Genomic DNA, 9,672 nt, shown 5'->3' with positions numbered 1-9,672 from the left:
ATTTGAATAACTCAGCGCAAAGCTTTCCTATGGGTCGCTTTGAATAACTCAGCGCAAAGCTTTCCTATGGGTCGCTTTGAATAACTCAGCGCAAAGCTTTCCTATGGGTCGCTTTGCGGGGGGAAAGGCTTCCCCCTCGCTTCAGCCGCAAATTGCGGCTTTCGCTCCCCCCTTCGCCGGGAGATCTTTTTCTGTTCTAAGCCCGGACCCCAATTTTTTTGATTTTGAATAAAGCTTTATGGAGACATAGAAACATTCAAAATTTTGAATATATCTGATTTTGAATGTTTCACTTTGTTTCCGGTGTTATCGCCGTTTCGCTCCGTTCGAAACGTTAGATAGATCGCCGGAAGCCGAGGAAGGTAGGACGACCGTCTTAGGGAACGCATTTGTCGGAGTTACGACAACGCTGTGGAGGAGAAATTTTTCTTGAAAGAATTAGAATTTTCTGATAGAGGAAAATTTCCCGATTTTTCCCACCGACCCACCTCCTCCACCCAATTTGGGTGGGGCGCGCGACTTTCACGGAAAGATCGTCGGAACAACGACAAAATCAATCCTCGAAGGTATTTTTTTTTTCTTATGAAAGTCGGAGCTTTGCTTTTAAGGACAAGTCAGAGAAACTTGAACCTCGGAGCGAGGCGCGTTTTCGGGAACGGTGAACGTGGTTTCTCTCACGACCGTCTCCGGGTATCCGTCTACCCGAGCCGTATCTCCTAAACAACGGATTCTATAATCGCCCGCATGAATGTATTTCATCCGAGTCTGAGCTCCTTGAACGGGAGACGCGATCAAAGGCAACTTGGTATCGATATTCGTCTCGCCCAGACGGTAGATCCCGTAGTAGTGTGTCGTGGAGGCGGTTCCGCCTAATACGACTAAGTTGGAAGCGATTTCTGGACGAATGATCCTCGAACGAAGGAGAAGTCCTCCTCCCATATTGGATTGACCGTTGTGATCCGCATCTCCCTTCCAGTCGCTTACGGCGACTATCGTTCGAACTCCACCCAAACCGGAAACGTAGGAATGAACCATAAGGTTTTCTTTCAGATTCATTCTTACTTCCAGAATATAGGGGTCGAATCCCGGATAAACGAGCATATCCCGATCACCTTCCTCAACCGTATAAAGAAGAGGAAACACAAGAGGAGGAAAAAGAGTCTGAGTCGTCGCATCCGCTGTCGGAAGATAACTCATCCTAGGAACAATATTCACTCCGGGGACTCTATAATTGTCGAATAAGGTTAGATTGGAAAACGTTAGACCAGGTTCGTTTGCCCATGCGGTAACAAGGGAGCGAAGATACATCCCCGTATAATAGTATTGAACTGGGCCGTTTCCAAAAGCGCCCCAATCGGTTGCGGAAGTGGGATCGTTCGAAGGATAGGCAACTCCCTCCCCGTTGAAAAATTGAACTGCTTTGAGTTCCCCGTCGTTCAAACGACAAGAATTGGAATTTGTAGTATAAGGAATCGTACAAAAAACCTGACGATTTGGGGCGATTTCATCCCAGAATTTTTTCGTATCTTTCACGTTCTTGATCAAACTCAGATTCAAAAGACCGTCTTGGTATTTGGTGGACATTCGGATTTCACCGATATCGATAAAGATCGGGAGTCCGGCGGCGGTCGGAATTCCTGTCGTATCAAAAACGGGATCTAGTCCCGCGCCGTTTGCGTCTTGATAGATCTGTCCCGTTCCATTGGAATACGACTCAAAACTGATCGGGTTATCTGTGGCATAGGTTCCCTTTGCAAGAAGAAGCATTCTTTGATTGAAAAGAGTGCTAATCACGGGATCACTCGAACCCTTTCCACTCCAATTCCCCACACGGCAAAAGAATAGAAAAGAGCCTGAAATCAGGAGAACAAATAAAAAAGAAGATCGGTTCATAAGAATATACTCACCATCAATCCGAATTGGAAAAACTCAGCGTCTACAACCCTATAATAGTTCGGGTTCGGCAGTCTGGAATCGCTGTAAGGACTCGCATATAAGTATTTCGATTCTGCGGGAGCGTCCAGTTGAGATTCGTAGATCTTATTGTAATCGATTCGAATTCCAATCCGAATCTTTTTCCCCGCGACAAAACTAGTCTCCAAGCCGATTAGCATCATCGGGTCCCAACGAGAAGTGTTGGAAGGTCTCGCGACGACAAACGCTTCTCCGCCGCCGGCTCGAATGATAAAAGAGATTGGAAGATCAAGAGGAATCTTATAACCTAACGCGAGATAAACGGGAATCGTAGTCAGAGCTCTTTCCGTAGCGGAAAGGTAGTTGGCGTAAAAAGCCCCCATCTCCAAGTAAAAAATCCAAGGCCAAGGGATTCTAAAAAAGAAACCTCCGCCGAGTGTGGTATCCAAATATTTCTGAGTTTCGGTTCCGGGCCAAGGATTGGAAGCTCCCATCCAAACGCCGACTTCCGGTTTTCGATTGTCGTAGAACGAACCCGCGTTTTTTTCCGTCTCTTCTTCCTCTGTCTCCGTTTCTTCGTCTTCTTTGGAAACGATTCCACTCGAAGGTAGACTTCCGGATTGAGCCACCGGTTTCGGAATAAAATCGGAAAAGAATTTATTTCTTATAAAGTCGGGTTGATATCCGCCCAAGAGTTCGAAAACTCCCGGCTTTTTCGGGGACGCCGAGAGAATTCCCGTAAGAAAGAATAAAAAAAGAAAAAGGGAACGTTTGATAAAAGTTCGAGAAGAATAAGATAACATGGTTAAGGATCCAAGTCCCGAAGGGAATACATCGAATCGATCTCAGGATAGGAATCGTAATATGCCCTTATAAAATAAAGACCGTGAGGTGGAAGAGTGATACCGGCAATCGTTCTGTCCTTGGAAGAAAGGATCTGGAGAATGTTTGTATCTTTTCGTTTGCCGTTTGCGATTTCCAGAAGGGTACCCGTAAGAATCCGAATCATATTGTGAAGAAAACCGTTCGCCCGAATCCTTACTTTGAAGAGACCGTCAAATTCCGCGCTTCGTTCCAGTTTTGCCTCTAAAATCGTCCGAACCGTGGAGCGGCCTTTCATGGAGACAGCCTTCGCTAAACTTCGAAAGTCGTGTTCTCCCTTTAATAGTTCCAGTTCAGCCTCCAAGCGTGGAACGTCAATCTTATGTTGATACCAGAATGCTCGATTTTTCCAGGTTGGTCTCGGAAACTTCGTATTGAGAATGAGATATTCGTATTCTCTTGCGTTGCAGGAAAATCTGGAATCAAAATTCTCATCTACTTCCGTCATGGAAAGAATGGAAACGCCCGGATCGGTGAGCGCATTCAGACTCAAAAGAAACTTGCTGAAATTTCGTACGGTTTTCTGGGTTTTGAAATTGACCGTCATTCCTCGAGCATGGACCCCCGTGTCCGTCCTTCCGGCTCCGGAGATATCGATTGGTTCCTTGAGAAGAATGGAGGCAGCTTTTTCCAGATTTTCTTGGACGCTTGGCTGTTCTTTTTGAATTTGAAAACCGTTAAAACAAAGACCGTCGTATTCGACGAGGAGGGCGTAGTTTATTTTTCTCCTCCCATTTCTTCGATGATCTTGTTGTATTCGTCGTAAAGCTCTTTCGCCATGTCGATGATTACGGACGGTTTGGACTTGGATCCTTTTCCCGAACCATACAATCTGGAAAGAGTTCTTTTCGCTCTTACCAAAAGATTCAGCTTTGCGGCCGGGTCTTGTGCGAGTTCGTCTTTGAACTTCATCGTAAGATAAGCGGAAAGATAAATCACACCGTCAAAGGCCCAATTCTTATCCGTATCCGGTCCTAAAAGATAGGAAGCCTGATCTACGGGTTCGGAACCGCTTTGCATGATATCCATCGTATCCGTATACCAACTCGCGGACTTTTGATAGAGGAGGTCTCGAATTTTATCGAAACCCATATTCGGAAAATCGTTGTTAAGGTCGTCGAAATACCAGGCCCCTCGAACCGCACAAACCGCTTTTTTTGGGGTAGGGGCCACGGTGACCTTTCGGTTCTGATAACATTCGATTGCAAGAAGATAAGAAGCGGCGCCGAGAACCAGATTTCTTTCCTGATAAAAATCCAAAGGTCCTAAGATCTTTTCGAGATTGGATCGGCGCGTATCGGACTGGGAACGAATCTTTTCGTTTTCCTCCGCGTCTAACGTAGACCAGTCCTTGGAAAAAGCAGAATAAAGACAACGAGGACAGACGCTGATGACATAATCATTCGGGCTGACACGACCGAACTTTCGGTTTTTTTCGTAGAGTCTTCTGAGTTCGATCGTAAGTTTACCGGCGATCAAACGACCGCCACCCTGGAACATATTTTCCTTTTGGTGCACTTCGTGACAGATCGGACAGACCGTATCTTCCTTAGCGCGGAATGAGATCTTTTTTCCTTGTGCGATTGCAGTGGCTGTCATATTCTTATCTTTGAAAAACCCGAAAAAAACAAGCGTAAGCTGTCAATTCGGACACCATTCTAACCGATAGAGTAGGAAGAAAAGCACTAATTTCTGTGTTGCCCCGGGCTTTGAATCCGGAGAAACTTTGGAAAAGGTTAACCGATGAAACGACTGATTCTCATACTAATAGCAATCTCCATTCTTCCCGTTTCCGTATTTGGAGAGGCGGTCTCGAGCAAAGCCTACAAAAAAAGGGTGGAGTTGCTGACTTATCTCCGCGTGATCGAGCCGATCGTACGCAATTACAAAGGTGAGGTTCCCGGAGGGCAGAATCAGCAGAACGCGGGAACTCAGCCTGCGGCCGGAAGCCAAACGGGGACGACAACGCCTGAGCCAGACGGGGACAGAGTGAAGAAATACAAGGAACTGAAGAGGCTCTACCAGGAAGGTCTTCAGTATTACTTTGAAAACAATCACGTAAACGCCTATCGTAGATTTTTAGAAGCGCAACTCGGAACCGAGATGCTTCTGGAAGAACTTTCCCAATACTATGTGGAAAGAAGTGATGAAATTTTGAAAGCTGCTATCGAGAAGAAAAATCAAAACAATCCGGAGGACAGGAACCTCGTGGACATCGCGATTGAGTTGAGTAAAAATTCTTATATCGTTAAAGATATGACGGCGGATCGGGAATCTCCTCTCACAAGAAGAATGTACAACCCGAGAGACTTTCACTACGTAACCAATAAATACGCGATCGAGAAGAATATGGAGACCGGTTACAAGTTTTTAGGTCTTGCGAAAGAAACCCGAAACAATGCACTCAAGATCGAAAAACATCTCGAAAAACACCAGAAATTGCAACCGAGTCATAGAAAGCATAGAATCGAACACTATCTTGCTGCGATTCAACTCTGCAGAGACGCAAGAGCCAATGCGATCAATATCTTCAAATTGAAATATCCTTATGACAATTACTTCCTCTTTAAGAGCGACGCGAAGACCGAGGCGATTCGAGACGACGAAGGAAAAGCGGGTCCGTCCGATGTGGTCACTTTACAAGGCGCGACGTATGACTTCTCTCAAAACCCGACTCTTGAATATGACCATAGGATGAGTCCTGTTTTTGATAGAAGAATTCCGGAAGAATACCGGAGAGATGCGGTGGACGTTTTGGAAAAAATCTATGATGACGAAGTCAAAAATAGAATCTTCCTGAAATGGGATCCTGAAAAAAGAAAACAGTTGATGGGTGAGAAGAAGTAACCCAAAAAAATCGACGTTCCTTTTAGAACTTCGATTCTAAAAAGCTGAATCCTGTTCGGTAAACGAAAGCCCGCCTGCAAAAGCGGGCTTTTTTATTTTCGTCTTTGGATTTTTCTTTTGGAGAATTTCCGTCGGAGCTACGACAATTCTTCCGTGAAACTCGCGCGCCCCGCCCAAATTTCGGGTGGAGGGGTGGGTGGCGGAAAAAACCACAGCGGACCTTCCTCTATCACAAAATTCTAATTTTGCAAGTAAAAATTCCCTTGTAGGAACTCCTACGATGAGCCCCATTTTTTGGGAGAGACAATTCTTGCTTCAGTACCTCCTTTACTCGCGGGTAAGGTTTTGATAGTTGCTTGGAGGAGGAGATTTGGCGAGGGAAAAGGTAAGAATTTCCTGTCCCAGAAAATACGATCTTTGTAGGAACTCCTAAAAAGGAATCAGATTTTGATTGCAATTCCATCCTCGTCTTTCCGGTCTTTCGGTCCAAAACGTTCGAACGGGGAGGGAAACCGCTCTCAAGGTCGATTGATTCTTCGAACAATGGATTCTAAATTCCCTCGAAAACTAGCTTTTCTAAAAATGGAATCCTTCAAAAAATTGCTCACGATGAACCCATTGAAATTTATGGAGAGCCGCTTAGGTCGCTTTCCAAAATCCTATCGCAGGATTGTCTTAAAAACATATTTGATCACACTTCCCCTCGTTTTCAGCCTGGCCTTTCCCAGTCTGATTGCAGGATTATTTTTTGCGATCATTCGCAACCAAGAGAAAAAGAATTTAGCCTTCCTCCGCGGTTCCGCCACTTGGGGTGGAGCGGTTCAGTGGATGACGGGAACCAGATTCCTAAAACTCGGTGAAATCAATATTCCTCAAAAGGGATATATGGTTTTTATCAACCACGTAAACGAACTCGATTTCCCTTACGACTGTCTCGTCGTAAACAAACCCTTTTTGGCAAACCAAGTAATCAAAAAAACCTTGATCGCGTATTGGTGGATGAAGGCGATGGGGTCGCAGGTTTTCGAATCCTCGAAGGCGACGACGATCGCGGTTTCGGTAAGAAGTCTCCTGAAAGGTTTGCACAAGACTTCGTTTATCGTTTATCCGGAAGGACACAATTCTTATACCGAAGAGATCCAACCGATGCAAAAAGGAATGATCAAACTCGCTTTTGAAAATAAAATCCCGGTTGTGGTCGTTTTAAAATCGGGAATCACCGGATATCAAACGAAGGAAAGAGGATTTGTGGTGGCTTATAAACAGATCGGAAATTACGATCCTACAAAGTTCGGAACTTGGGAAGAATTCAGGGACTTCCTTTTTGAAACGATGAGTAGAGAAAAGAAAATTTTAGACGCTTCTCTTTCTTCCGAAGTTCAAAAGGAAACGGTATTGGCCTCTTGATCTCAAAACTATTGATCGCCAACCGTGGAGAAATCGCGGTTCGTGTTATACGCACTTGTAAAAAACTCGGAATCAAAACCGTCGCCGTTTATTCGGACGCCGATCAGGATTCTCCGCACGTAAAACTCGCTGACGAATCGGTCTATGTCGGTGAACCGAGTCCTTCTTCTTCTTATTTAAACATTCCGAATATACTCGAAGCGATTCGTAAGACAAAAGCGGAAGCGGTTCATCCGGGATACGGATTCTTGTCCGAAAAACAGGAATTCGCAAAGGCCCTTGAAAAGGAAGGAATTCTATTTTTAGGACCGACCCCGGAATCGATGGAGCTGATGGGAGATAAAATCAATTCTAGAATCAAGATGGAAGCCGCCGGGGTTCCGGTCGTTCCGGGATACAACGGTCAAAATCAGGATCCGAAAAATTTGGAGAAAGAAGCGCAAAGAATCGGTTATCCTCTGATGATCAAAGCGACCGCCGGAGGCGGTGGAAAGGGAATGAAACGGGTTTATAAACCGGAAGAATTCCATTCTTCTCTCGAATCCGCCCAGAGAGAGGCCCAAAAAGCTTTCGGAGACGGAACCGTCTTTATCGAAAAATACATCGAAACTCCACGGCATATCGAAGTACAGGTGTTTGGTGACAAACACGGAAACGTTATGCACCTTTTCGAGAGAGAATGTTCGATTCAGAGAAGACATCAGAAAGTGATCGAAGAATCTCCAGCTCCGAATCTTCCCGAAAAACTTCGCGACGAGATCTGTCAAGTGGCGGTAAAAGCCGCTCAGTCGATTCATTACATCGGCGCGGGAACCGTAGAATTCATTCTTGGAAAAGACGGAAAATTCTATTTCTTGGAAATGAATACCCGCTTGCAGGTGGAACATCCTGTAACCGAATACATCACAGGACAAGATCTCGTGGAATGGCAGATTCGTGTCGCAGAAGGGAAAAAACTTTCCGAGCTCACACAAGGAAAGGAGATCACTCAGAACGGACACGCGATCGAGGCAAGAATTTATGCGGAAGATCCGGAGAACAACTTTCTTCCGTCCACAGGTATATTAGAATATATTGAATTTCCGGATCGAGAATTTCTCAGAGTGGACACGGGAGTGGAAACAGGATCCTCGATCACGGTGTTCTACGATCCTATGATCGCAAAGATGATCTCTTGGGGAAAAACGAGGGAAGAGGCCGCGACCCGTCTGAGAGAATCCATCGATTCCACGGTGATCTTCGGACCCGTAACAAACACGTTTTATCTTTCCGGAATTCTTTCTCATGATGAATTTAAGAAGGGCCTGACGCACACACACTTTTTGGAAGAACAAACGATCGCGTTTACGCCGGATCGTGAAATTCAAGCCGACGCGTTCTCCTTCGCGGCGGCGGCTCTTTCCGAAAAGAAAAAGTCTTCCGGAATTTGGGAAGCGGTTGGACCGGGAGGTCTTTGGTGATCGAAGAAAATTTTCGTTTTAGACATAGGGACGAAGAAATTCCCGTCCAGGTTCGTTCCAGTTCTCCCGGGGTTACTTCCGTATCGATCCTGTTAGACGGAGTTGCTCATGACTTTCAAATCTCCCGTAACTTTCAGAGCGAGGGGAACGGTTTATTCTCCGGTCCAGGAAATCATTGGAGAATTCTTCGGAGAGGAAATCAGATCTTCATCCACTACAAAGGATGGAATACGAAAATCCTTCTTTCCAATCGGGAAATTCACCTCGAAGAGGGGAGCGGAGGTCTTATCAAAAGTCCGATGCCCGGAAAGGTGATCCGTGTTTTGGTCTCTCCGGGTTCATCCGTCGAAAAAGGGGCGATTCTTGCCATAGTGGAAGCGATGAAGATGGAAAACAATATTCTCGCTCCCGGAGACGGAATCGTGGAAGAAGTCTCCGTCTCGGAAGGAAGTATGGTCTCTCAGGATGATCTGATTCTAAAATTGAACTTAGGTTCTAAAAAATCCTAAGTTTAGAATATTCTAAATATTTGAAATACCGATCAAGACAAGGGTCGGTATTTCAAAATCCCGGATCCGTCAAAATCGGCTCCTTGAAAAAAACGCTTTCGTTTTAGGAATGGATCCTTCTTCTTTCCCAACGGCTTTCGGCTCGAGAGCTTTATCCCAAACCTTCAAAAGAAATCGCTAAAGAATATCCGGAAAGCGCGCCCTAAAAAAAGCGGGAGTTCCTACGGATCCTTTTTTTCGAAACACCTTCCTACTATTAAAAGAAGGATTCTGATTCGATTTGGATTGGAGTCCTACAATTTTTGAAACTCGTCGTCTCGAATCAATGGACGTTCGTTCCAGGGTTTTTGGAAAGCCCTGAAACAGACTCTCCTATAAAAAAATGTTCCATCCATCATCCCGCTCGAAACGTTCGGGACAAAGTATTTGATAACCTTTCGAAAAGAACCGAAACTTTGTTCCAAAACTTAAAATTGTGGGAACTCCACAGCTTTTGTCATCGAATCTATTTCTTAAAAAGGGAAAGGCAGCAAAATGGAGGCCTCTTGGAGAAGCTCCTACAAATTTTTTTCCGTTTTCGGATCGACTCTCAAAGTGCGGAATGTCGAGAGGACGTCCTGGTCTTGTGAGTCGTTCCTTCCTAAAAAAGTATC

General features: G+C 45.2%; 9 protein-coding genes. 4 read left to right on the top strand and 5 right to left on the bottom strand.

Annotation, left to right across the window (positions count from 1 at the left end; genetic code table 11):
• Positions 1 to 603 precede the first annotated feature (603 nt).
• Genes JWG45_RS09525 through JWG45_RS09510 form a run of 4 tightly spaced genes read right to left on the bottom strand, consistent with a single transcriptional unit; the run spans position 604 to position 4,395 of the window.
• Positions 604 to 1,893 carry an LIC11270 family surface protein gene (locus JWG45_RS09525; protein ID WP_205279518.1) on the bottom strand — a complete coding sequence of 430 codons (1,290 nt, stop codon included), beginning with the start codon at positions 1,891 to 1,893 and terminating at the stop codon, positions 604 to 606.
• Positions 1,890 to 2,717, bottom strand: coding sequence for a hypothetical protein (locus JWG45_RS09520; protein ID WP_205279517.1), 828 nt, complete (start codon positions 2,715 to 2,717; stop codon positions 1,890 to 1,892). Before JWG45_RS09520 ends, JWG45_RS09525 begins: the two co-directional genes overlap by 4 nt.
• Positions 2,718 to 2,719: 2 nt before the next feature.
• The gene (truA, locus tag JWG45_RS09515; RefSeq protein ID WP_205279534.1) at positions 2,720 to 3,517 is read right to left on the bottom strand and encodes a tRNA pseudouridine(38-40) synthase TruA; all 798 of its coding nucleotides are present in this window, start codon (positions 3,515 to 3,517) and stop codon (positions 2,720 to 2,722) included.
• A complete protein-coding gene (locus JWG45_RS09510; RefSeq protein ID WP_205279516.1) occupies positions 3,514 to 4,395 on the bottom strand; it encodes a DUF2225 domain-containing protein in 882 nt (293 codons plus the stop codon). Before JWG45_RS09510 ends, truA begins: the two co-directional genes overlap by 4 nt.
• Before the next feature lie 144 nt (positions 4,396 to 4,539).
• Between JWG45_RS09510 and JWG45_RS09505 the strand changes: the two genes are divergently transcribed.
• Positions 4,540 to 5,643: an LIC11274 family protein gene (locus tag JWG45_RS09505; RefSeq protein ID WP_205279515.1), complete on the top strand. Its 1,104-nt coding sequence runs from the start codon at positions 4,540 to 4,542 to the stop codon at positions 5,641 to 5,643.
• Between the two features lie 36 nt (positions 5,644 to 5,679).
• Here JWG45_RS09505 and JWG45_RS09500 read toward each other — a convergent pair whose 3' ends face one another.
• Positions 5,680 to 5,934, bottom strand: a complete 255-nt coding sequence (locus JWG45_RS09500; protein WP_205279514.1) for a hypothetical protein — start codon at positions 5,932 to 5,934, stop codon at positions 5,680 to 5,682.
• Between the two features lie 318 nt (positions 5,935 to 6,252).
• Between JWG45_RS09500 and JWG45_RS09495 the strand changes: the two genes are divergently transcribed.
• Genes JWG45_RS09495 through JWG45_RS09485 form a run of 3 tightly spaced genes read left to right on the top strand, consistent with a single transcriptional unit; the run spans position 6,253 to position 9,019 of the window.
• The gene (locus JWG45_RS09495; RefSeq protein WP_205279513.1) at positions 6,253 to 7,050 is read left to right on the top strand and encodes a lysophospholipid acyltransferase family protein; all 798 of its coding nucleotides are present in this window, start codon (positions 6,253 to 6,255) and stop codon (positions 7,048 to 7,050) included.
• Positions 7,047 to 8,510, top strand: a complete 1,464-nt coding sequence (locus JWG45_RS09490) for an acetyl-CoA carboxylase biotin carboxylase subunit (protein ID WP_205279512.1) — start codon at positions 7,047 to 7,049, stop codon at positions 8,508 to 8,510. The genes JWG45_RS09495 and JWG45_RS09490 overlap by 4 nt, the downstream gene beginning before the upstream one ends.
• A complete protein-coding gene (locus JWG45_RS09485; RefSeq protein WP_205279511.1) occupies positions 8,507 to 9,019 on the top strand; it encodes a biotin/lipoyl-containing protein in 513 nt (170 codons plus the stop codon). The genes JWG45_RS09490 and JWG45_RS09485 overlap by 4 nt, the downstream gene beginning before the upstream one ends.
• Positions 9,020 to 9,672: the final 653 nt, after the last annotated feature.

Origin of the sequence: Leptospira ainlahdjerensis (assembly GCF_016919175.1) — a bacterium.
GTDB lineage: Bacteria > Spirochaetota > Leptospiria > Leptospirales > Leptospiraceae > Leptospira > Leptospira ainlahdjerensis.
The sequence above is the reverse complement of the archived record's forward strand: the minus strand, read 5'-3'. Positions and strand labels throughout refer to the sequence as shown.